We start from the raw sequence: 20691 nt of genomic DNA on the forward strand, positions 1-20691 counted from the left end.
GCAGAACGATTACTTCGCCGGGGCCAGATCGAGCACTGCAGCGACCATCGCCCGCGTCCCCAGCACCACACTTTCGCGCGGGGCGACCTGGAACAGCGGGGAATGGTGGCCGGCAATCGGCGGACCACCGGCCTTGGCCGCGGCGATCCGCTCCGGCGTCGTCCCGCCGACCGCGAAGTAGTAACCCGGCACGCCGGTATCGGCCGCAACGAAATAGGAGAAATCCTCGGCCCCCATGTTCTTCTGCTCGAACGGGACGAAGGCCGAAGCTCCCAATTCGCGCTGCATCACCGCATTGAGGCGGCGCGCAAGCACGGCGTCGTTGATGGTGGTCGGCGTGCCAGGCAGGCGCGTCACGGTAACCGGCATATTGTCGGGCAAGCCATGCGCCTTGCCGATATTCACCGCGATCCGTTCAACCGTGGCGATCACCTGTTCGCGGGTCTCTTCGTCATTGGCGCGCACCGTCACTTGCAGCTTCGCCTCATCCGAGATGATGTTGTGCTTGGACCCGGCATGGAACGAGCCGACGGTCACCACCACCGGCTTGGTCGGCGAGATTTCGCGGCTGTCGATCGATTGCAGCGCGGTGACGACCTGCGAGGCGATATAGACCGGATCGCGCCCTAGATGCGGCGCTGCGCCGTGGGTGCCGATCCCCGGTACGCGGATGTCGAGCGAATCCGAGGATGAGTACTGGATGCCTTCGGAAGCGGAGACCTTGCCCGTCTCCAGTTCGGCGGCGACATGGAAGGCCAGCGCATAGTCAGGCTTGCCGAAGCGCTTGTACAGCCCGTCGTCCATCATCGCCTTGGCCCCGCGCACGACTTCCTCGGCGGGCTGGACGATGAACATCAGCGTGCCCTTCCACTGGCTCTTCATGGCCACCAGCCGCCGCGCGGTGCCCACCAGCGAGGTGATGTGCACATCATGCCCGCAGGCGTGCATCACCGGATATTCCTTGCCATCCTCGCCGACCTGCATCGCCTTGGAGGCATAGCGGAGGCCGGTTTTCTCCTCGACCGGCAGCCCGTCCATATCCGCGCGCAGCAGGATCAGCGGGCCATCGCCGTTCTTCAGGATGCCGACCACGCCGGTCTTGCCGACGCCTGTCGTCACCTCCAGCCCGGCCGCTTTCAGTTCCGCCGCCATTTTGGCCGCCGTGCGATTTTCAAGGAAACCCATCTCGGGATTCTGGTGGAAATCAAGGAACAGCGGGGCGAGGTAATTGTCGTACTCCGCCTCAATCGCCGCCTTGGTCGCGGGCGCTTCGGCGAGCGCGGGCCCGGCGGCAAGGACGAGCGCGATGGCGCTGGCGGCGGCGGCGTGGAACAGGCGCATGGAATTCTCCCCTAGGTGTGGACACAGGTAGCCACGGCGCGGCCCCGCCTGCAAGCGCCGATGCTTCCCTGCGCCGGATTGCTGCGCTAGAGCCTGCGCCGTGATCACGATCCTGCGCCTCATCGCCAAGGCCTTTGGCGCCTTTATCGGTCTTACGCTGGTGCTGGTGGTGGCGTTCAAGTGGATTCCGGTTCCCGTCACCGCGACCATGCTGATGGACGAGAACGGCATCACCAAGGACTGGGAAAGCCTCGACAATATCGACCGCAATCTGGTGAGCGCAGTGATCGCAGCCGAGGATTCGCGCTTCTGCGAGCATTACGGCTTCGATGCCGAGGCGATCGAGCAGGCGATGAAGGAGAACATGGAAGGCGGGCGCATCCGCGGCGGATCGACCATCAGCCAGCAGACCGCCAAGAACGTCTTTCTGTGGCAGGGCGGCGGGTTCTTCCGCAAGGGGTTGGAGGCGTGGTTCACCTTCTGGATCGAAACGATCTGGGGCAAGCGGCGGATCATGGAGGTCTATCTCAACGTCGCCGAGACCGGGATCGGCACCTATGGCGCCGAAGCGGGGACGCAGCGCTATTTCGGCCATTCCGCCGCACGCCTTTCACCGGACGAGGCGAGCCGGATGGCCGCGGCCCTCCCCAGCCCCAAGAAGCGCTCGGTCAAAAGCCCGGGAGGGTGGCTTGCGCGCCACGGTAACCGGATCGAACGCCGGATCGGGATCGTCAGGCGTGACGGGCTCGACGCCTGCGTCTATAACTGACCCGACATGCACGCGCACGCCCATCATCACCAGCACAGCAGCGGGGCGTCGGACTGCCACGGGCTGCATGATTCGCACGGCCACCACCATGCGCCGGCCGATTTCGGCAATGCGTTCCTGATCGGCATCGGGCTCAACATCGTCTTTGTCGTGATCGAAGGTGCGGCAGGCCTGATCTATGGTTCGATGGCGCTGGTGGCGGATGCTGGACACAATCTGTCCGACGTGCTGGCACTGGTGCTGGCCTGGGTCGCGAGCATCGCCGCGCGCCGGCCGCCCTCGGGCCGCTTCACCTATGGCTTCAAAAGCTCCACCATCCTCGCCGCGCTTGGCAATGCGCTGCTGCTGGCGGTGGCAATCGGGGCGATCCTGTTCGAAACCCTCCACCGGATCATGACCCCGCAAGAGCCGCAGGGCATGGCGATGATGATCGTCGCCGGGATCGGGATCGCGATCAATGCGTTGACGGCCATGCTGTTTCTGAAGGGGCAAGAGGACATCAATATCCGCGGAGCCTATCTCCACATGGCCGCCGATGCGCTGGTGTCGCTCGGCGTGGTCGTGGCGGGGCTGGCGATTGTCATCACCGGGCTGTGGTGGATCGATCCGATGGTGAGCCTTGTGATCATCGCGGTGATCGCATGGGGCACGTGGGGCCTTGCGCGTGACAGTCTGACCATGGGCCTGCTCGCCGCCCCTGCCCGGATCGATCTGGCCGAGGTCAAGCAGCACCTCGCCAGCTTTGACGGGGTGAGCGCGGTGCATGACCTCCACGTCTGGCCGATGTCGACCACCGAAGTCGCGCTGACCGCGCATCTGGTGATGCCCGGCCGCCCGGCAGCCGATTCTTTCCTTCGCGATATCGCCGCCTCGCTCGAAACGCGCTTTGGCGTGGGCCATGCGACGCTTCAGGTTGAAAGCGGTGAGAACCCCTGTGGAGGCTGCTGCTGATGGCCGCCCGTCCCCGTCCCGCCTCGGACGAAGCGCGCGAAGCGCTGCGCGATGCCATGGCGCGGCTGGCGACCGGCGATCAGGCGGCGCTGGAAGAAATCTATCGCGCCACCCGAGTGAAGCTGTTCGGCATCTGCCTGCGTATCTTGGGTGATCGAAAGGAAGCCGAGGACGCCTTGCAAGACGTCTATGTCAATCTGTGGCAGCGGGCCGACCGCTATGACCCGACCCGCGCGAGCCCGATCGCGTGGCTGGCGGCGTTTGCCCGCAACCGGGCGATTGACCGGCTGCGCACTGGCAAGGTGCGCGGCGGCGCTGTGCCGGTTGAGGAAGCGGCGCCGCTCGCCGATGAGACGCCGCTCGCCGATATGCTGATGGTCGATGCTGAACAGGCTGCGCAGATTCACAAGTGCCTGGGCGCTCTGGATGCGCGCACGCAGGGCCATATCCGCGCCGCGTTCTTTGACGGGCAGACCTATGCCCAATTGGCCGAGGCCGCTGACGTTCCGCTCGGCACTATGAAAAGCTGGATCCGCCGCGGGCTGCAACGCCTGCGCGCCTGTCTCGAAGCGAGCGAAGCAGCATGAGCGCGCCCGAAGATACCGGCCCCGAAGTGACCCGCGACGATCCGATGATCGCCGCCGAATGGGCGCTCGGCCTGCTCGAAGGCGAGGAACTGCTCGCCGCGCGCGGCAAGGCCGCGACCGATCCGCACTTCGCCTGGCGCAAGGAATGGTGGGACGATTGGTTCGCCCCGCTGACCGATGGCATGGCCGGAGCCGAGCCGAGCGATCAGGTGTGGGACGGCATCGCCGCCCGCATTGCCGCCCAGCAGGCCGCTGCCGATGCCGCAGCCGCATCGCCCGAGGCACCTGCCGTCAACGTGGTCGCGCTCGAAGCGCGGGTGCGGCGCTGGCAGTGGGTGGCGGGGATTTCGTCGATGGCGGCTGCCGTGGCGCTGGCGCTGTTCCTCACCTCGCCCTTGGGTTCGCCCGTCGCGCCGCCCGTTCAGGTCGCCGCCGCCGAACCGATGGTCGCGACCGTGCCGATTGGCGAGACCGGCCTCAGGCTGGATGTGACCTACATCCCTGAAAGCGAGAAAATGCTGGTCGCCGCGATCGGCCTGACGGCTGACGGCGTGCATGATCACGAATTGTGGCTCGTGCCCGCTGATGGCTCCGCGCTGCAATCGCTGGGCGTGGTCGCGCCGGGCGAAGTACGCAGCATGGCGTTGCCCGCCGCGGTCACGGCCAAGCTCAGCGACGGGGCGAGCCTGGTGCTCACCCGCGAGCCGATCGGCGGCAAGCCCGAGGGCGTCGACGCCGGCCCGGTGGTGGCCAAGGGCGCTTTCAGCCGCGTCTGAAGCGTTTTCGCTTCGCCGTATGCAAGCGGCAACTCATCCTCATTAGCAATAAGATCGCATCCGCCTGCCGCAAGCCTGCGTAGCTTCGTGGCAAGCGGGAGGGCTTGCAGACGTGACATTCCCTTTACGGAGATCCCCACTGTGACCCCCAAGAACACCCTGACTGCCGTGATCGCCGCCGCTCTGGCCGCCACCACCGGCTTTGCCGCACTCCCCGCCGTCGCCCATCAGCATAGCGACCATGCCAAGGCCGCGCCGAACATCGTCCAGACGGCGATGAGCACCGGCGTCCACAACACCCTCGTCGCCGCCGTCAAGGCCGCTGGCCTCGTCGAAACGCTGAGCGGCCCCGGCCCCTTCACGGTTTTCGCCCCGACCGACACCGCCTTCGCCAAGCTGCCTGAAGGCACCGTGGCCACCCTGGTGAAGCCGGAAAACAAGGGTATGCTGACCGGCATCCTCACCTACCATGCGGTTGCGGGCAAAGTGACCAGTGCCGATCTCGTCAAGCTGATCAACCAGCACGGCGGCGAAGCGACCATCAACACGCTTGCGGGCGGCGAACTGACCGCGCGCCTTTCGGGTGACAAGATCGTCATCACCGATGCTGCCGGCGGCGTGACCGCCGTGACACAGGCCGACGTCATGACGTCGAACGGCGTGGTTCACGTCACTGACGGCGTGTTCCTGCCGGGCTGATTTTAACGGACAAGCTGGCGCTGTCCCTCAAACCCCCATCCCCTCCATCCGAGGGGCAGCGCTTCTCCCGACCCCGTCCGGCCTCCCCCCGAGGCCGGGCGGGGTTTTGATTTGGGGGGATGGACGAATTCTACCCCTCCGTCAGCCGCCTGCGGCGTCTGCCACCTCCCCATTGCTGCGCAACGGGGAGAGACTTTTTGTTGACCTTACAGTGTGTTAAGTTTCTCCCCGTCCTGCAAGGATGGGGAGGTGGCAGCGGCGCAGCCGCTGACGGAGGGGTAAATGCGCAAGAGCGGCCACAACTACTCCCTCGCCCGCGCGCAACGAAAGAGCCCGAGCCTACCGGAGGGCCTGCTGTGGCGCGAATTGCGCGGCAAGATGGGAGGTGTGAAGTTCCGCCGCCAGCACCCGGTCGGGCGCTACGTGCTCGATTTCTATTGCCCGGCTGCCAAGTGCGCGTTCGAGATCGACGGGGTCGCACATGACTTGGGAGACCGGCCTGAGCGAGATGCGGCGCGGGACGCTTGGCTGTCGGCACAGGGCATCAGGGTCGTGCGGATCCCGGCGCGCGATGTGCTCAAAGATCCGGCTCAGGTGGCTGAGGCGATGGCGCTAATGTGTCAGGCGGTCATCGACGGGGAGGCTTGAAAACAAACCCTCCGTCAGCGGCTGAGGCCGCTGCCACCTCCCCATTGCTGCGCAACGGGGAGAGGCTTGATGATCCGCTGTTCCTCCCCGTCCTGCAAGGATGGGGAGGTGGTGCGCGTTGTCAGGCGCGCGACGGAGGGGTGAACCCCGTCAGCGCGACAGATTACGCCGCTTCTTCTTTCTTCTTTTCCAGGCCGATCACGCGGATCGGTTCCTTCTTGCTCGCGACCACATCGGCGTCGATCACGATCTCGGTCACGCCTTCCATATCCGGCAGGTCGAACATCGTGTCGAGCAGCAGGCCTTCGACAATCGAGCGCAGGCCGCGCGCGCCGGTCTTGCGCTTGATCGCACGCTCGGCAATCGCCTGAAGCGCGTCGGGCGTGAAGGTCAGTTCGACATCCTCAAGCTCGAACAGCTTGCGGTACTGCTTCACCAGCGCGTTCTTGGGCTCGTTGAGGATCGTCACCAGCGCCGGCACGTCGAGATCGTGCAGCGTGGCGATCACCGGCAGACGGCCGACGAATTCGGGGATCAGACCGAACTTGAGGAGATCCTCAGGCTCGGACTTTTCGAGCAGCTCGCCCACGCGGCGCTTGTCAGGATCGGCAACATGCGCGCCGAAACCGATGCTGCGCTTCTGCAAGCGATCCGCAATGATCTTGTCCAGACCGGCAAAGGCCCCGCCGCAGATGAACAGGATGTTCGTGGTGTCGACCTGCAAGAATTCCTGCTGCGGATGCTTGCGCCCGCCTTGCGGCGGAACGCTGGCGGTGGTGCCTTCCATCAGCTTGAGTAGCGCTTGCTGCACGCCTTCGCCCGAAACATCGCGGGTGATCGAGGGGTTTTCGGCCTTGCGCGTGATCTTGTCGATCTCGTCGATGTAGACGATCCCGTGCTGCGCCTTTTCGACATTGTAGTCGGAGGATTGCAGCAGCTTCAGGATGATGTTCTCGACATCTTCGCCGACATAGCCCGCTTCGGTCAGCGTGGTCGCATCGGCCATCGTGAAGGGCACGTCGAAGGTGCGTGCCAGCGTTTGCGCCAGCAGCGTCTTGCCCGAACCGGTCGGTCCGACCAGCAGGATGTTCGACTTCGCCAGCTCGACATCGCCCGACTTGCCGGAGTGCTTCAGCCGCTTGTAGTGGTTGTGCACCGCGACCGAGAGCACGCGCTTCGCGCGGTCCTGCCCGATCACGTAATCATTGAGCTGGGTGAAGATATCCATCGGCGTGGGGATCTCGCCGTCTTTCTTGCCGGCGATCCCTGCCTTGGTTTCCTCGCGGATGATGTCGTTGCACAGCTCCACGCATTCATCGCAGATGAACACGGTCGGGCCGGCGATAAGCTTGCGCACCTCGTGCTGCGACTTCCCGCAGAAGCTGCAGTAGAGGGTGCTCTTGCTATCGGATCCGCTCAATTTGGTCATTCCTGTGTCCTCGAATCCAGCCCTGCACGCTGCGCTACGCGGATGGCGGATTCGTCAAGTGTATCCATGGCACCAGATGAATCAACACATGGCGCGATATTTCGTGTTGTTACCATAGCGGCACTGCTGCCGGATGAATGGGAAAAGCGGCCTTGTAAGGCCACTGTCCCGCCCCGGTGCAGGTGGCAGGCAAAGCCTTGATGCTGGCCTTACTCAGGCGCGCCGCCCGAACCGAGCTCATCGCTGGTTTCGTCGTTTTCGGGCCGGGTCTCGAACACCTTGTCGACCAGACCAAAGGCCTTGGCTTCTTCGGCTTCGAGGAAAGTGTCGCGGTCCATCGCCTTTTCGATTTCCTCAAGGCTGCGGCCGGTGAACTTCACATAGAGGTCGTTCATGCGGCTGCGGATGCGCAGGATTTCGCGCGCCTGAATCTCGATGTCCGAAGCCATCCCGCGCGCGCCGCCCGAAGGCTGGTGGATCATGATCCGCGCATTGGGGAGCGCCACGCGCATACCCGGCTCGCCCGCGGCCAGCAGGAAGCTGCCCATGCTGGCGGCCTGGCCGATGCACACGGTCGATACGCGCGGCTTGATGTACTGCATGGTGTCGAAGATCGCGAGGCCGGCCGTCACCACGCCGCCCGGCGAGTTGATGTACATGCTGATCGGCTTCGAAGGGTTTTCGCTTTCGAGGAACAGCAGCTGCGCCACGATCAGCGAGGCCATGCCGTCTTCGACCTGACCGGTGACGAACACGATGCGTTCGCGCAGCAGGCGCGAGAAGATATCAAAGCTGCGTTCACCGCGGCTCGTCTGCTCGACGACCATCGGCACCAGCGCGCCCGTAACGGGATCGCGCGTGAACTGTCCCTGGGTGCCGTGGGTTTCGCCGGAATTGCCGAACAGATCGATCATGTCAGTGCCGTGTCCTTCGTAGGTGTCGATACGGCTATGTCGGACGCTGGGGGGCAATTTCAAGGGCGTTTACCTTGTCCCTGTGAATTGGTGTGCATTGGCGGCGTATAAGCACCGCCATCCGGGGCGTTTTGCCCCTTGCTGTTGCGCATAACCGTGGCAAACCCCTGAGCAATGAAAACAGCCCACCTCGTCCGCCCGGCCCTCGCCCTGCTGCTCGCCACCTCGGCCACCGCAGCTTTAGCCCAAACCGCAAGCCCGGCCCCGGCCAACAGCCCGCAAGACCGGGCGGCCATGAACGAACTGCTGGCGGCCGATGAGTACATTCTGCGCATCCAGGCGCTCGATGATAACGGCCCGCGCATCAATGCCGTGATCGACTATGATCCCGCCGCTTCGGTCAAGGCGCGGCAAATGCTCGGCACCGGCCCCTTGCGCGGGCGCACCGTGCTGGTGAAGGACAATGTCGAGACCGCCGAATGGCCGACGACCGCGGGCAGCCTCGCCTTGAAGGACAATGCCACGGGCCGCGATGCACCGCTCATCGCCCTGCTGCGCAAGAATGGCGGCGTGGTGCTGGGCAAGACCAACCTGTCCGAATGGGCCAATATCCGCTCCGACGGTTCGACCAGCGGGTGGAGCGCGGTCGGCGGGCTGACGCGCAACCCCTATGCCATCGACCGCAACACCTGCGGTTCCTCCAGCGGCAGCGGCGCGGCGATTGCGGCGGGCTTTGCATGGGGCGCAATCGGGACCGAGACCAATGGCTCGATCACGTGCCCTGCGGCGATCAACGGCCTCGTCGGGTTCAAGCCCAGTGTCGGGATCGTCAGCCGCACCCATGTGGTGCCGATTTCGAGCACGCAGGACACCGCCGGGCCAATGACCCGCACGGTGCTGGATGCCGCATTGCTGCTGACCGCGATTGCGGGCGAGGACAAGGCCGATCCGGTGACGCGCGAAGCCAAGCGGGTGAAGGACTACACCGCCGGGCTGGAGACCGCCTCGCTGCAAGGCGTGCGGATCGGTGTGCTGCGCAGCGCCGTGGGAAGCCGCGGGGATGTGAAGGCGCTGTTCGAAGCGGCGCTGGCCGATCTCACCCGTGCAGGCGCCGTGCTGGTCGATGTCGAATATGCCCCGCCGGGTGAGCTGTGGGCGGCCTCGCTCCCGGTGCTTCTCTATGAACTGCGGGTCGAGATGGACAAATATCTGAGCGGTCGCCCCGTTGCTGAAGGCCCGCGCAGTCTCGCCGATGTGGTCGCCTTCAATCGCGCCAACCCAGGGGCAGAGATGCGCTGGTTCGGGCAGGAGCTGTTCGAACAGGCGCTCGAAACGACTGACGCGGAAGCCTATGCCACAAACCTCGCCACGCTGCGCCGCCTGACGCGCGCCGAGGGGATCGACAAGCTGCTGGCAGATAACAGCGTCAGCTTCCTCGTCGCGCCGACCACCGGCCCGGCATGGACCACCGACCTCGTCAATGGCGACAATTTCGGCGGGGGAATCGGCGCAGGCTATCTCGCCGCGATTGCCGGCTATCCGCACCTCACGGTGCCGATGGGCGGGGTCGAGGGCCTGCCGGTGGGGATCAGCATCATGGGCGGCCAGTGGCAGGACCATGCGGTGCTGAAAGCCGGCGCGGCCTACGAAAAAGCGCGGACAGCCAAACTGCCCGCGCCCACATTCCGTCCATGGCGACCGCTCGAAGATTAGGGTGAGTCCCCGCGCAGGCGGGGACCTCGGTCGGCTTCGCGCTATGACGCCTGAGGCCCCCGCCTTCGCGGGGGCGCACTGGTAGATTACTTCTTGGCAGCAGCCTTCTTGGCCGGGGCCTTCTTCGCAGCAGGCTTTTCCTCAGCCGCAGCTTCGGCCTTCTTCGCCGGGGCTTTCTTGGCGGCAGGCTTGGCTTCCGCGTCGTCGGCCTTCTTCTTGGCAGGCGCCTTCTTGGCGGGCTTGTCTTCAGCGGCCGGAGCTTCTTCAGCCGCAGCTTCCGCCTTCTTGGCCGGAGCCTTCTCGGCCTTGCTCGAAGCAGGCTTCTTCTTCGCCGCGGCCTTCTTCGGAGCCGGTGCGGCTTCCGCGCCGTCTTCGGCTTCGATCGCCGCCTGAAGTTCCTCGACGGTCACTTCACGCTCGGTGACGTCGGCCTTGTCGAACAGGAAGTCGACGACCTTGTCCTCATACAACGGCGCGCGCAGCTGGGCAGCGGCCATCGGCTCGGACTGGATGTACTGCACGAAGCGCTCACGGTCCTCGTTGCGGTACTGCATCGCGGCCTGCTGGATCAGCATGGACATTTCCTGCTGGGTCACTTCCACGCCATTGGCCTGGCCGATTTCCGAGAGCAGCAAGCCCAGACGCACGCGGCGTTCGGCGATCGAACGGTATTCGTCCTTCTCGTCTTCGATCTGCTTGAGCGCGCCAGCGGGATCCTCGTCACGCGCGGCTTCCTGCTGGAGCTGGGCCCAGATCTGCTGGAATTCCGCTTCGACCATGGTGCCGGGGACTTCAAAGCTGTGGCCAGCGGCCAGCTGATCGAGCAGCGCGCGCTTCATCTGGGTGCGGGTCAGGCCAGCGGTCTGCTGCTCCAGCTGCGCCTTCATGATCTCGCGCAGCTTGTCCAAGCTGTCGAGACCGAGGCTCTTGGCGAATTCTTCGTCCAGCGTGGTTTCGGTTTCGACCTTCACCGCCTTCACAGTAATGTCGAAGGTGGCGTCCTTGCCCGCGAGGTGCGCGGCCTGATAATCGGCGGGGAAGGTAACGGTGATCGTCTTTTCCGCGCCGGTCTTCACGCCGACCAGCTGGTCTTCGAAGCCGGGGATGAAGGTGCCCGAACCGAGCACCAGTGCCGCGTCTTCAGCCTTGCCGCCATCGAACTCAACGCCATCGAGCTTGCCGACGAAGTCGATGATCAGCTGGTCGCCATCGGCCGCCTTCTTGGTCTTGGGCGCGTCCTTGTAGCTCTTGTTCTGCGAGGCAATGTTGCCAAGCGCTTCGTCGATCTGTGCGTCCGTCACCGGCACGACCAGCTTTTCGAGCTTCAGCCCGTCAAGGCTCGGCGCTTCGATCGCGGGCAGCACTTCGAGGCTGACGGTGATCTGGGCGTCCTTGCCCTGCTCGTAATCGTCATTGAGGCCGATTTCGGGCTGCATCGCCGGACGCAGCGCTTCGTCGCGCAGCAGCTTGTCGACCGATTCGCGGATCGTGTCGTTCACCACCTGGCCGTGCAGGGCTTCGCCATGCATCTTCTTGACGAGGTTGGCGGGCACCTTGCCCGGACGGAAGCCGGGCATCCGCACCTGCGGCGCAACCTTCTTGATCTCGGCGTCGATCTTCGCGGTGAGATCGGCGGCGGGGATCGTGATGAGATAGGCGCGCTTGAGCCCTTCGTTGACGGTCTGCTTGGTCTGCATGGTGACTGATTGAAGCCTTCTTGCCATAAATCCGGTGAGCCGGGCTGGTTCGGGGCGAATTTGGTGCGGGCGAAGGGACTCGAACCCCCACATCTTGCGATGCCAGAACCTAAATCTGGTGCGTCTACCAATTTCGCCACGCCCGCATGCCCGAACGAAGCCGCGCGGGGAAACCGACTAAGGCACCCCGCGCGTATTAGCGAGCGCCTCTATCCCGCTCCGCCGAAAAGGGCAAGCGCAACACGCTTGAAGGGAGCGGCATTGGCGATTAAGGGCGCGCGCATGACCGAAGAAACCCCTGAAATCGTCCCCGCAGCCACCGCTGGTGCAGACGTTCCGCCCGATCACCTGTCGGTCAATCCGCGCAGCCCGTTCTTCGATGCGGAAAAGCTCCAGCGCGGCGTCGGCATCCGGTTCAAGGACCGCGTGCGCACGGATATCGAGGAATACTCGATCTCCGAAGGCTGGGTGCGGGTGCAGGCCGGTAAGGCGATGGACCGCAAGGGCCAGCCGCTGACGCTGAAGCTCACCGGCCCGGTCGAAGCCTGGTTTGAAGACCTCGGCGAGAACCCCCCGGTCGCCCGCAAGGGCTGACGCGCAAGGGCGATTCTCCCTCCGGCTTGCCAAAACGGGCGTTTGCGCCCACTTGGGCGGGGTTATGCCCCTCCCCAAAAAGCCTGAAGTCGTCATCATCGGTCGCCCCAATGTGGGCAAGTCCACGCTGTTTAACCGGCTGGTGGGCAAGAAACTCGCCCTCGTCGACGATCAGCCCGGCGTCACGCGCGACCGGCGGATGGGCGATGCGGAGATCGCAGGGCTGAAGTTCACCATCGTCGACACCGCCGGGTGGGAGGACGAGGACGCGCACACCTTGCCCGGTCGGATGCGGATCCAGACCGAAGCCAGCCTCGAAGGCGCGGACGCCGCGGTGTTCGTGGTCGATGCGCGCGCGGGCCTGACTCCGCTCGACGAGGAAATCGCCCGCTACCTGCGCGAGCAGGAAGTGCCGGTGGTGGTCGTTGCCAACAAGGCCGAAGGCAAGAGCGGTGAAAGCGGCGCGATGGAAGCCTATGCGCTCGGCCTGGGCGAGCCGCTTGCCATGTCGGCAGAGCATGGCGAAGGCATCGCCGATCTGTTCGGCGGTCTTTGGCCGATCATTGGCGCCGCATCCGAGGAATGGGAAGAATTCAACGACATCACCCGCGCCGAAATCGCGGCGATGGACGAAGATGATCGCCCGACCGGGCCGCTGAAGCTTGCCATCGTGGGTCGCCCCAATGCGGGCAAATCCACGCTCATCAACCGCCTGCTCGGCGAAGACCGCCTGCTGACCGGCCCGGAAGCCGGGATCACCCGTGATTCGATTGCGATCGACTGGGATTGGACCGACCCCAAGACCGGCGAGACGCGCGAGATCCGGCTGATCGACACCGCCGGGATGCGCAAAAAGAAGAACGTCACCGAAAAGCTCGAAAAGCTCTCGGTCGCGGACGCGCGCCGGGCGGTAGATTTTGCCGAGGTCGTGGTGCTGCTGCTTGATGCGACGCAGGGCCTTGAGCATCAGGACCTGAAGATCGCCAGCCACGTGCTCGAAGAAGGCCGCGCGCTGATGATCGCGATCAACAAGTGGGACGTGGCCGAGGACGCAAGCAAACTGTTCAACGGCATCCGCGCTGCCCTGGACGATGGCCTTGCGCAGGTGCGCGGGCTTCCCTTGTTCGCTGTCTCGGCCAAGACCGGCAAGGGCCTCGACCAGATGCTCGGCGGCGCGTTCGAACTGCGTGAGGCATGGTCCAAGCGCGTTTCGACCGCAGCGCTCAACCGCTGGTTTGACGATGCGCTGGAGGCCAACCCGCCCCCGGCACCCGGCGGCAAGCGGATCAAGCTGCGTTATATCACGCAGGCTGGCACCCGCCCGCCGCGCTTCGTGATTTTCGGCTCGCGGCTCGACCTCCTGCCGACCAGCTATGAACGCTATCTGGTGAACGGTATCCGCGCCAAGCTCGGCTTTGATGCCGTGCCGGTGCGCGTCACGCTGAAGACCAACAAGAACCCCTACGCCAAGGACTAGCCGGGATGGTGCTCGACCTGCTCGCCCCAGTCGCTGCCATCGCCGCCGAGGCCCGCCTGCCCTTCGCGCTGGAGATTTTCGAGCGCACCGCCTCCACCCCGCGGGTGCAGCAGGTGGTGCAATTGAGCCTCGCGCCAGCGTTCCTGCTGTCCGGGATCGGCGCCGTGATGAATGTCATCATGAGCCGGATGATCTGGATCGCCAAGCGGATCGAGACCATCGAGGACAAGATGGAAGAACACCGCACGCCGCGACAGATGCGCGAATTCGGCTGGCTGATGCGGCGGCGCAAGCTGATGCAGGGCGCAATCCTGTTCTCCACCGCAGCGGCGGTGATGATCAGCGCAGTGATCATGCTGCTGTTCATCTCGGCCTACATCACCTCCCAGATCGGCACTGTGATTGCCTTTATGTGGGTGCTGACAATGGCCCTGCTGGTGACGGGGCTGGGGTTCTTCCTGCTGGAAACGCGCTTGGCCGCCATCGGGGCGCAGGTGCCGAAAGACTGACCAAAAGCAAAAGGGACAGAGCCGCATCCGGCCCTGCCCCTTTTTTCAGCACCCTTGCGGTTAGCCCTTAGCTGTCGCCGGCGGGCGCGCTTTGCAGCTGACAATAATTGTGCAGCCCCATCCGCTCGATCATCTCGAACTGGGTTTCGAGGAAGTCGACATGCTCTTCCTCGTTCTTGAGGATGTCCTCGAACAATCCGGCCGAGGTATGATCCTTCACGCTGCGGGCATATTCCGCCGCATCCTTAAGCAGCGGGATCGCTTCGTGTTCGAGCGCGAGATCGGCCTTGAGGACTTCCTCGACCGTCTCACCGACCTTCAGCTTGTGAATTGCCTGAAAATTGGGCAGCGCTTCAAGGAACAGGATGCGTTCGGCGAGCTTATCGGCGTGCTCCATTTCCTCGATCGATTCATGGCGTTCGTAAGCGGCGAGCTTCTTCATGCCCCAGTTGTCGAGCACGCGGTAATGCAGCCAATACTGGTTGATCGCGGTCAGCTCATTCGTGAGCGCCTGATTGAGATAGTCGATGACCTTGGGGTCGCCCTTCATGGGGATGTCCTTTGCGAAATATCAAAGCCGGGTTGCGGCGTTGCGCGCAAGATACACGCTGCCGGGACTTGTCCGCAAGGGGGCGTCAGGAAATATCTTTGCGAATCAGTCGCTTGCGAGACGTTCGCAATCGCGGTTCAGGCCGCCTCTACTGCGAATACCTCGCATGATGCCGCTGCGCGTTCAGCGTCGATAATTTCCTGCGCTTCTTCAAGGCACTGGCCGCAATTGGGTCGCTTGCCGAGGCAGGCATAAGTCGCTTCAGCGTCGCCTTCGCAAGAAAGCGCGGCCTTGCGCAGATCGGTTTCACGAATGGCATTGCAAATGCAGATGTACATGAGCGTGCGAATCTTTCCTGCGAAGCGTTTGCAGGAAGGAATCTATGCGAGTTATTCTCAATAACAAGGAATTTTTTCAGTGTCGCTGAGGGCGGCTGGTCGGCCTGCCTTTCGACAGGCCGAATCAGAGTCAAAAAGGAGCGTTGGTCACTTCCGCAACGGGAACACAGTCCTGTAGGTCAGGCACCGCCACAGCCATTCGAGCGGGCCGTAGCGGTAGCGATCAAGCCAGGGCTTCGACCACGCCAGCATCAGGACGCAGGTCAGCGCCACCACGATGTAAAGCTGCGGGCGGTTCAATTGCCCGAACAGCCCCAGCGCCCAGCCGTGGAAGACGAACATCATCACAATCGACGTGCCAAGGTAATTGGTGAAGGCCGCCCGTCCCGCCGCCCGCACCCGTTCACCCACCCAGCCCGTCGCCGACGGCGCATAGGCCACCAGCAGCGCGGCGATGCTCAGCACCATCCACAGACGTGGCAGCGGGCTCCAGCCCATGAAGGCGGCGAGCGTCCCGTAGAATGTGAAACCGCCGGCCTGCACCACCAAGCCGAGCGCCAGATGCGCCGCCACCCCGGCGATCAGCCCGATCCAGCCCCACCGAATCATCTTCCCCCGGTCAAACCCGCCTGAAAAGAACCCCATCCGGTAAAGCGCGATCCCGATCAGCATCAGCGGAATGGTCTCAAGGCAGAAGAACAGGGCATTGCTCCACGGCTCCATCCACTGTTCGGCCAAACGGTGGGCAACCAGAGCGGGATAATCCCCCGCGATGATCGCATCATTGGCCACCGCGCCATGCGCCACCGCCTCATCGATCCCGGCAATCATCTCGGCGCGCGTGTCCAGCATCTCGGGCGAGCTTGCGCCGAAGGGCGTGTCGACCACTGCCCAAGGAAAGCTCATCGCCGCGGCATAGAACACCACGCCGACCATGTAGCCTCCCAGCCCTACCCCCAACTGGGTTTTCACGTTCCACCGGAGGCAGGCCAGCACGACGAGGCCAAACAAGCCGTAATAGAACAGGATGTCGCCCGGCCAGATAAAGAAGAAGTGGATCATCCCGAAGGCCATCAAGATCACCAGCCGCCACGCCTGAAGCTTGCGCGTCGCGCCGCGCGCCCAGGCTTTCTCCATGAAGAGATACATCCCCGCGCCGAACAGCAGCGTGAACAGCCCGCGCATCTTGCCGTCGATCAGGATGAACTGCGTGATCCACATCCACCCGCCCGGATCGCCCGCATCGGTCAGGAACGCAGCTGGGTACATGTAGGCTTCAAACGGCTGGCCGAAGGCGACGATATTGGCGGCAAGGATGCCCATCACCGCAAGACCGCGGATAAAATCGAGCGTATCAATGCGTTCGGCAGCGCTGACAGGGGCGACCGAGCGCTCCTGCGTGCCGAAAATTTCCCCTGCCGCTTGCGGCGAAAGCGTCTCATTCATGGCTGATCCCCCGGCCCAAAAACAAGGGGGATAGTATCACCTCCGCAGCACTTGGGAAGCGCTGCTTGTCGGAGCCTTATGGCGGCCAGTCGGACGCTTAACCCTGACCGGCGACGACGCAGGCTTTCCCGTCACGCTTGAGCGCGGCGCAGGCGCGGGTGGCCTCAGCCTCGCTGGCAAAGCCGGTGGCGAGCAGGCGCGTGAGATTGCCGCTGGGCAGCAGTGTCTTCTTCGTGCCTGCGAGGGCCGCGTGCTTGCCAAGCTGGCTCCACAGCCGGTCGGCATTGGCCGCGACCCCGAAGGCCCCCAGCTGGACGCGCCACTTGCCCTGCTTGCGCGCGGGCGCGGGCGCTGCCGCGGCGGGCGGGTTGGACGCGGGAGCAGGCTTGGGTGTCATGGTGAAAGCAACCGGAACAGGCGTCACAGGCTTGGGCGTCGGCTGCGTGACGGCAGCAACTACGGGAGCCGGAGCGGCGGGGCGCGTTCCCAGGTCGGCAGCAGCCAGTTCGGCCGAACGCTGCGCCTTGGCCCCGGCCTCGATGTCCCGCGCGAGCGACTGGGCCTGGCTGCGCTGGCCTTGCGGAATATACTTGTCCATCTGCGCCAATGCGTCACGCGCCTGCGGCAGGCCTGAGCCATTCGCCAGCGTCATCAAAGCATAGGCGCGCACCCAGTCGCGCGGGGCGTAATCGGCGTTGAAGTGTGACAGGCCCAGCACATATTGCGCGCGCGGATCGCCGCGTTCAGCCGCTGCTTTGATCAGCGGCATCGCCTTTTCCTGCTCGCCTTCCTGGAACAGCATCAGTCCGTAATTGTCCGCCGCCTTCACATGGCCAAGACTGGCGGCCTGTTCATAGAGCTTCCGTGCGCGCGCATTGTCGATCTCGACCCCGCGGCCCAGACGATAGGCCTGCGCGAGGTTGAACAGCGCATCGGGATCGCCCGCCGCTGCCGGACCCTGCCATTCGACCACGGCGCGCGAGAAATCGCCCGCGCTCCACGCATCGACCCCGGCCTTGACGTCGGCCACGGCGGGCGCGGCCAGCAGCGCCAGCACCGCTACGCCAAGCCCGGTCGCCGCCTTGCGCGAAAACTGTGCTGCGATCATCCTTACCATTGCTGTCATGCCTCGTCGGGTATGAGAAAAATTCCGTCGCGCACAATGTAGCCGAAACAAGGTTAGCAAATGGTTGCCCGCCCCTCCCTCGGGCTGCCGCAGGGTGCAAGTCCTTGCGCCAAAGCGATTGCCGCCTTTCAGGAAGGTCGGCGATGTTAACCCTAAATTAGGGGTATCCTGCGATCCCGTGTCCATCCAGCCGTTATCAGGTGTCGCAATAGGGCGGGCCTGGACGGTTCAATCCAGGGGGACCCAGGCGTGCGTGTACTCGCTTTGGCATCGCAGAAAGGTGGATCGGGCAAGACCACCCTGTCCGGACATCTTGCCGTCCAGGCTCAGCGCGCTGGCGCTGGCCCGGTCGTATTGATCGACATCGACCCGCAGGGCTCGCTGGCCGACTGGTGGAACGAGCGTGAGGCGGAATATCCCGCTTTCGCCCAGACCACCGTGGCGCGGCTCGCCAATGACCTTGCGGTCTTGCGCCAGCAGGGCTTCAAGCTGGCGGTGATCGACACCCCGCCCGCTATCACCATGGCGATCCAGTCGGTGATTTCGGTCGCCGAACTCATCGTCGTACCGACCCGGCCCAGCCCGCATGATCTGCGCGCTGTCGGCGCAACGGTCGATCTGTGTGAGCGTGCGGGCAAGCCGCTGGTGTTTGTCGTCAATGGCGCGACCCCGAAGGCCAAGATCACCTCGGAAGCCGCCGTCGCGCTATCGCAGCACGGCACGGTTGCGCCGATCACGCTCCACCACCGCACGGACTTTGCCGCTTCGATGATCGATGGCCGCACCGTGATGGAAGTCGATCCCGAAAGCCGCTCGGCTGCCGAGATCGCGGCGCTGTGGCGCTACATCGCTGACCGGCTCGAAAAGAACTTCCGCCGCACCGTGTTTGCTCCGGCCCCCAATGGCCAGGCGCAGCAACTCGGCGGCCTGCCGCGTCCGTCTGGCGGCTTCGGTCGCCGGGTCGCACAGTAAGCGCAGCGGAGGCAACAGGCCATGTCCGAACCCGGTTTTGCCTCGCTTGGCCCGTCGCTGCTGGCCCGCAAGGGCGGCGCGAAGCCCGCGATGCGTCCGCAGGTCGCGCCGCTGGTGGCTGACGAGACGGCGATTGCCGCGCTCGCCGAAGACCAGCTTGAAGACTTGGGCTGGAACGACATGGGCGATTCGGACAGCCAAGGCGCAGGTGCGGATATCGTGCCGATCAACGCCGATGTTTCTGCCGATGATTTCGTGTCCGGCGCCTTTTCGGGCGGTGGCCCGATCGTGCGCCGTCAGCAGCGCCGCCTCGAAGAGCGCGTGCTCGCCGATGCAGTGATGACCGGCCCGGAAGATGCCGATCCCGAATATGACGAAGACGACGAGCCGGTTTACGGTGAGGCCTTCGAAGATGAGGGCGAATACGCGGACGAAGACGAAGGTGCCGATTACGCGCCCCTTGCCCCCGCGCCGCAGTCTGAGCCTGTCATTGTTGCACCGGCCCCTCGGCCGCGCGCTGTGCGCGCTGCCCGCGTGCCAGCCGCGCAGGCTGGCCGCCGGGCTGCCTTCACGCTCCGGCTTGATGCCGATCGTCACCTCAAACTGCGTCTTGCTGCCACCATGCAAGGTGTCAGCGCACAGGCGCTCGTGACCGAAGCGCTCGACCGGCTGCTAGCCGAATATGACGAGCTCGATGTCATCGCCAACCATATGAAACGCCACTGATCGTCAACTTATCAACTTGACCTGAACCAACCGGATTTACGGGGGAAATGACAATGGACCGCAGCTTCAAGACCGGCAGCCGCGCCAAGCCGTATCGGGCGCCGCGCCTCGCGCTCGCCATCACCACCGCTATCGCAGGCCTGACGCTGGCTAGCATGACCGCCAATGCCGCTCCGGGCGCGCAGGTTTCCTTCAGCAAGGCGCAGACCGCGCTGAGCAAGGGCCAGGTCAACAAGGCGATCACCTACGCCGAAGCTGCAGTCAGTGCCGATCCGCGCAATCCGGGCTATCGTGCGCTGCTGGGCGCCGCCTATCTTGAAGCGGGCCGATTCCAATCGGCTGCCACCAGCTTCGGCGACGCGCTCGACCTCGGTGACGAGAACCCGCGAACGGTCCTGAGCTTTGCGCTCGCCAAGATCGCTATGGGCGATTCGGGCGCAGCCGTCAGCGTGCTTGACGAATATGCGCAGGCGATCGATCCGACCGACCTTGGCCTGGCACTGGCGCTGGCCGGACAGCCGGAACGCGGCATGCATGTGCTGGTGAACGCAGTGCGCTCGGCCGAGCAGACCACGCCCAAGCTGCGCCAGAACCTCGCTTATACTTACGCGCTGGCGGGCAATTGGCGCGCAGCGCGGGTAATGGCGGCCGAAGACGTGCCAGCCGATCAGCTCGAAGCGCGCCTGTCGCAATGGGCATCGATGTCCGCACCCGAGATGTTCCAGCAGCGCATCGCTGCCCTGCTCGATGTGACCCCGCGCGCCGACAGTGGTCAGCCGCAGCAATTGGCTCTCGCCAACTTCCCGAGCCAGCAAATGCTGGCCGCCGCATCGGCAGAGGAAGCCGCGACAGACCTTGCGATGGCGGAACCTGCGCCGATGACAATTGCCTACGTCGCACCGACGCCGCCCCCCGTCGCGCAGCCGGCACCGGGCACCACCTTCGCGCAGGCCTTTGCCGCACCCGAACCTTCGGGCTCGGGCATCCGCTACGTGTCGAACCCGGTGGTGCAGGAACTGCCGATGCGCGCAGCACCTGCCGCATCGCGCGTTGCCGCTGCGTCGCCGCAGCGCCGCATGGCGCCGGCGGCCACACCGGCACCTGTCGCCAGCGACAAGGCCGCAGGCACGCACCTCGTCCAGCTCGGGTCCTACAGCAGCAAGCTCGAGGCCGAGCGCGGCTGGAACGTGCTGAAGGCGAAGTTCCCGCAGCTCAAGGATCACAAGCCGGTCATCACCGAAGCCGTGGTCAATGGTCGCAATTTCTGGCGCGTTGCTGCCGCTGGCTTCGGCCCGAAAAGCGCGCAATCGATGTGCGGCACGGTCAAGTCATCCGGTCGCGGCTGCTTTGCCTATGCCGCCTCGGCACCGCCCGCCGGCGGGGTAAAGCGCGACGTGCAGATGGCCTCGCGCAGCCGCTGAAATTCCCT

General features: G+C 64.6%; 21 protein-coding genes and 1 tRNA gene. 13 read left to right on the top strand and 9 right to left on the bottom strand.

Features of this window, described 5'->3' with window-relative positions; translation table 11 throughout:
- Positions 1-9 precede the first annotated feature (9 nt).
- Entirely contained in the window at positions 10-1341 is a 1332-nt protein-coding gene (locus tag GVM20_RS04325) for an amidohydrolase (RefSeq protein WP_166546087.1), read from the bottom strand.
- Positions 1342-1450: 109 nt separating this feature from the next.
- On the opposite strand from GVM20_RS04325, the gene mtgA reads away from it, so the two are divergent.
- From mtgA to GVM20_RS04355, 6 genes are all read left to right on the top strand, one after another.
- Positions 1451-2110 carry a monofunctional biosynthetic peptidoglycan transglycosylase gene (mtgA, locus tag GVM20_RS04330; RefSeq protein ID WP_166546244.1) on the top strand — a complete coding sequence of 220 codons (660 nt, stop codon included), beginning with the start codon at positions 1451-1453 and terminating at the stop codon, positions 2108-2110.
- 6 nt (positions 2111-2116) lie between these two features.
- A complete protein-coding gene (locus tag GVM20_RS04335; RefSeq protein WP_166546088.1) occupies positions 2117-3061 on the top strand; it encodes a cation diffusion facilitator family transporter in 945 nt (314 codons plus the stop codon).
- On the top strand, positions 3061-3648 hold the full coding sequence (locus GVM20_RS04340; RefSeq protein WP_160759197.1) for a sigma-70 family RNA polymerase sigma factor: 588 nt from the start codon (positions 3061-3063) through the stop codon (positions 3646-3648). The genes GVM20_RS04335 and GVM20_RS04340 overlap by 1 nt, the downstream gene beginning before the upstream one ends.
- Positions 3645-4424, top strand: coding sequence for an anti-sigma factor (locus GVM20_RS04345; RefSeq protein WP_166546089.1), 780 nt, complete (start codon positions 3645-3647; stop codon positions 4422-4424). The genes GVM20_RS04340 and GVM20_RS04345 overlap by 4 nt, the downstream gene beginning before the upstream one ends.
- Before the next feature lie 141 nt (positions 4425-4565).
- A complete protein-coding gene (locus tag GVM20_RS04350; protein ID WP_166546090.1) occupies positions 4566-5123 on the top strand; it encodes a fasciclin domain-containing protein in 558 nt (185 codons plus the stop codon).
- A 282-nt stretch (positions 5124-5405) separates the two neighbouring features.
- Positions 5406-5771, top strand: coding sequence for an endonuclease domain-containing protein (locus tag GVM20_RS04355; RefSeq protein ID WP_166546091.1), 366 nt, complete (start codon positions 5406-5408; stop codon positions 5769-5771).
- 163 nt (positions 5772-5934) lie between these two features.
- Here the strand turns inward: GVM20_RS04355 and clpX are convergent, their stop codons facing one another.
- Both clpX and clpP read right to left on the bottom strand, forming a co-directional pair.
- Positions 5935-7200 (bottom strand): ATP-dependent Clp protease ATP-binding subunit ClpX, encoded by a 1266-nt coding sequence (clpX, locus tag GVM20_RS04360; protein WP_166546092.1) that lies wholly within the window; start codon positions 7198-7200, stop codon positions 5935-5937.
- A 209-nt stretch (positions 7201-7409) separates the two neighbouring features.
- Positions 7410-8114: an ATP-dependent Clp endopeptidase proteolytic subunit ClpP gene (gene clpP, locus GVM20_RS04365; protein ID WP_166546245.1), complete on the bottom strand. Its 705-nt coding sequence runs from the start codon at positions 8112-8114 to the stop codon at positions 7410-7412.
- 174 nt (positions 8115-8288) lie between these two features.
- On the opposite strand from clpP, the gene GVM20_RS04370 reads away from it, so the two are divergent.
- A complete protein-coding gene (locus GVM20_RS04370; protein WP_166546093.1) occupies positions 8289-9827 on the top strand; it encodes an amidase in 1539 nt (512 codons plus the stop codon).
- 86 nt (positions 9828-9913) lie between these two features.
- Here the strand turns inward: GVM20_RS04370 and tig are convergent, their stop codons facing one another.
- Together tig and GVM20_RS04380 are read right to left on the bottom strand one after the other, a co-directional pair.
- The gene (gene tig / locus GVM20_RS04375; RefSeq protein ID WP_166546246.1) at positions 9914-11524 is read right to left on the bottom strand and encodes a trigger factor; all 1611 of its coding nucleotides are present in this window, start codon (positions 11522-11524) and stop codon (positions 9914-9916) included.
- 61 nt (positions 11525-11585) lie between these two features.
- Positions 11586-11670 (bottom strand) — tRNA-Leu (locus tag GVM20_RS04380).
- A 136-nt stretch (positions 11671-11806) separates the two neighbouring features.
- Here GVM20_RS04380 and GVM20_RS04385 point away from each other — a divergent pair.
- The 3 genes from GVM20_RS04385 (at position 11807) to GVM20_RS04395 (ending at position 14104) form a co-directional block, all read left to right on the top strand.
- The gene (locus GVM20_RS04385) at positions 11807-12118 is read left to right on the top strand and encodes a DUF3297 family protein (protein WP_166546094.1); all 312 of its coding nucleotides are present in this window, start codon (positions 11807-11809) and stop codon (positions 12116-12118) included.
- Between the two features lie 64 nt (positions 12119-12182).
- Positions 12183-13595, top strand: a complete 1413-nt coding sequence (der, locus tag GVM20_RS04390; RefSeq protein ID WP_166546095.1) for a ribosome biogenesis GTPase Der — start codon at positions 12183-12185, stop codon at positions 13593-13595.
- 5 nt (positions 13596-13600) lie between these two features.
- Entirely contained in the window at positions 13601-14104 is a 504-nt protein-coding gene (locus GVM20_RS04395; RefSeq protein WP_166546096.1) for a DUF2721 domain-containing protein, read from the top strand.
- Between the two features lie 67 nt (positions 14105-14171).
- Here the strand turns inward: GVM20_RS04395 and bfr are convergent, their stop codons facing one another.
- From bfr to GVM20_RS04410, 4 genes are all read right to left on the bottom strand, one after another.
- A complete protein-coding gene (gene bfr, locus GVM20_RS04400) occupies positions 14172-14654 on the bottom strand; it encodes a bacterioferritin (protein ID WP_160759206.1) in 483 nt (160 codons plus the stop codon).
- Positions 14655-14791: 137 nt separating this feature from the next.
- On the bottom strand, positions 14792-14992 hold the full coding sequence (locus GVM20_RS16260; RefSeq protein WP_234031848.1) for a (2Fe-2S)-binding protein: 201 nt from the start codon (positions 14990-14992) through the stop codon (positions 14792-14794).
- 147 nt (positions 14993-15139) lie between these two features.
- A complete protein-coding gene (locus tag GVM20_RS04405; RefSeq protein ID WP_166546097.1) occupies positions 15140-16438 on the bottom strand; it encodes a DUF418 domain-containing protein in 1299 nt (432 codons plus the stop codon).
- 97 nt (positions 16439-16535) lie between these two features.
- Positions 16536-17546: an SPOR domain-containing protein gene (locus GVM20_RS04410; RefSeq protein WP_234031849.1), complete on the bottom strand. Its 1011-nt coding sequence runs from the start codon at positions 17544-17546 to the stop codon at positions 16536-16538.
- 267 nt (positions 17547-17813) lie between these two features.
- Here GVM20_RS04410 and GVM20_RS04415 point away from each other — a divergent pair, with 267 nt between their 5' ends.
- From GVM20_RS04415 to GVM20_RS04425, 3 genes are read left to right on the top strand one after another with little or no spacing between them, the layout of a single operon-like run.
- Entirely contained in the window at positions 17814-18536 is a 723-nt protein-coding gene (locus GVM20_RS04415) for an AAA family ATPase (protein ID WP_166546098.1), read from the top strand.
- A gap of 21 nt (positions 18537-18557) precedes the next feature.
- Entirely contained in the window at positions 18558-19262 is a 705-nt protein-coding gene (locus GVM20_RS16265) for a type II toxin-antitoxin system HicB family antitoxin (RefSeq protein WP_234031850.1), read from the top strand.
- Positions 19263-19315: 53 nt separating this feature from the next.
- The gene (locus tag GVM20_RS04425; protein ID WP_166546099.1) at positions 19316-20683 is read left to right on the top strand and encodes an SPOR domain-containing protein; all 1368 of its coding nucleotides are present in this window, start codon (positions 19316-19318) and stop codon (positions 20681-20683) included.
- The last annotated feature ends 8 nt before the right edge of the window (positions 20684-20691 follow it).

The organism is Porphyrobacter sp. SLTP (assembly GCF_009905735.1).
Classification (GTDB): domain Bacteria; phylum Pseudomonadota; class Alphaproteobacteria; order Sphingomonadales; family Sphingomonadaceae; genus Erythrobacter.

Bases quoted from the DNA above. Each gene is read 5' to 3' on its own strand.
- GVM20_RS04325 (WP_166546087.1), bottom strand. From the start codon at position 1,341: ATGCGCCTGTTCCACGCCGCCGCCGCCAGCGCCATCGCGCTCGTCCTT.
- GVM20_RS04335 (WP_166546088.1), top strand. From the start codon at position 2,117: ATGCACGCGCACGCCCATCATCACCAGCACAGCAGCGGGGCGTCGGAC.
- GVM20_RS04340 (WP_160759197.1), top strand. From the start codon at position 3,061: ATGGCCGCCCGTCCCCGTCCCGCCTCGGACGAAGCGCGCGAAGCGCTG.
- GVM20_RS04345 (WP_166546089.1), top strand. From the start codon at position 3,645: ATGAGCGCGCCCGAAGATACCGGCCCCGAAGTGACCCGCGACGATCCG.
- GVM20_RS04355 (WP_166546091.1), top strand. From the start codon at position 5,406: ATGCGCAAGAGCGGCCACAACTACTCCCTCGCCCGCGCGCAACGAAAG.
- clpX (WP_166546092.1), bottom strand. From the start codon at position 7,200: ATGACCAAATTGAGCGGATCCGATAGCAAGAGCACCCTCTACTGCAGC.
- clpP (WP_166546245.1), bottom strand. From the start codon at position 8,114: ATGATCGATCTGTTCGGCAATTCCGGCGAAACCCACGGCACCCAGGGA.
- GVM20_RS04370 (WP_166546093.1), top strand. From the start codon at position 8,289: ATGAAAACAGCCCACCTCGTCCGCCCGGCCCTCGCCCTGCTGCTCGCC.
- tig (WP_166546246.1), bottom strand. From the start codon at position 11,524: ATGCAGACCAAGCAGACCGTCAACGAAGGGCTCAAGCGCGCCTATCTC.
- GVM20_RS04385 (WP_166546094.1), top strand. From the start codon at position 11,807: ATGACCGAAGAAACCCCTGAAATCGTCCCCGCAGCCACCGCTGGTGCA.
- der (WP_166546095.1), top strand. From the start codon at position 12,183: ATGCCCCTCCCCAAAAAGCCTGAAGTCGTCATCATCGGTCGCCCCAAT.
- GVM20_RS04395 (WP_166546096.1), top strand. From the start codon at position 13,601: ATGGTGCTCGACCTGCTCGCCCCAGTCGCTGCCATCGCCGCCGAGGCC.
- bfr (WP_160759206.1), bottom strand. From the start codon at position 14,654: ATGAAGGGCGACCCCAAGGTCATCGACTATCTCAATCAGGCGCTCACG.
- GVM20_RS16260 (WP_234031848.1), bottom strand. From the start codon at position 14,992: ATGTACATCTGCATTTGCAATGCCATTCGTGAAACCGATCTGCGCAAG.
- GVM20_RS04405 (WP_166546097.1), bottom strand. From the start codon at position 16,438: ATGAATGAGACGCTTTCGCCGCAAGCGGCAGGGGAAATTTTCGGCACG.
- GVM20_RS04410 (WP_234031849.1), bottom strand. From the start codon at position 17,546: ATGATCGCAGCACAGTTTTCGCGCAAGGCGGCGACCGGGCTTGGCGTA.
- GVM20_RS16265 (WP_234031850.1), top strand. From the start codon at position 18,558: ATGTCCGAACCCGGTTTTGCCTCGCTTGGCCCGTCGCTGCTGGCCCGC.
- GVM20_RS04425 (WP_166546099.1), top strand. From the start codon at position 19,316: ATGGACCGCAGCTTCAAGACCGGCAGCCGCGCCAAGCCGTATCGGGCG.